The sequence below is a fragment of the Cellulomonas humilata genome, from assembly GCF_013359775.1.
GTDB classification, from domain to species: domain Bacteria; phylum Actinomycetota; class Actinomycetes; order Actinomycetales; family Cellulomonadaceae; genus Cellulomonas; species Cellulomonas humilata.
Map to the genome: position 1 here is coordinate 1 of NZ_JABMCI010000045.1, position 243 is coordinate 243.

Below are 243 nucleotides of genomic sequence, written 5' to 3' on the forward strand. Positions count from 1 at the left end.
ACTGTCCCCCGCATCGCGGTCCGCGACCAGCAGGTGCGCCCGTGCCTCGGCCAACGCCGCCTCCGAGGCCCGCACCACCGCCAGCACCGACGCCCGGTCCGCACCCGTCCACGCCCGCGAATCCCGAGCCACGACAGCCAGGGAGGACGTGGCATCGCGCACCCGCGCCGCCACCTCCACCACCGCAACCGTCGTCTCGAACATGTGTACGATTCTACGCGAACCGTACGCACCCGGCAAGGC

Annotated in this window: 1 protein-coding gene; it reads right to left on the reverse strand. The window is 72.4% G+C overall.

Translation table 11 applies throughout. The features are described 5' to 3' along the window. Positions 1-204: hypothetical protein (locus HP550_RS03850; protein ID WP_175346280.1), on the reverse strand; the 204-nt coding region annotated here is incomplete at its 3' end. Between the last annotated feature and the right edge of the window lie 39 nt (positions 205-243).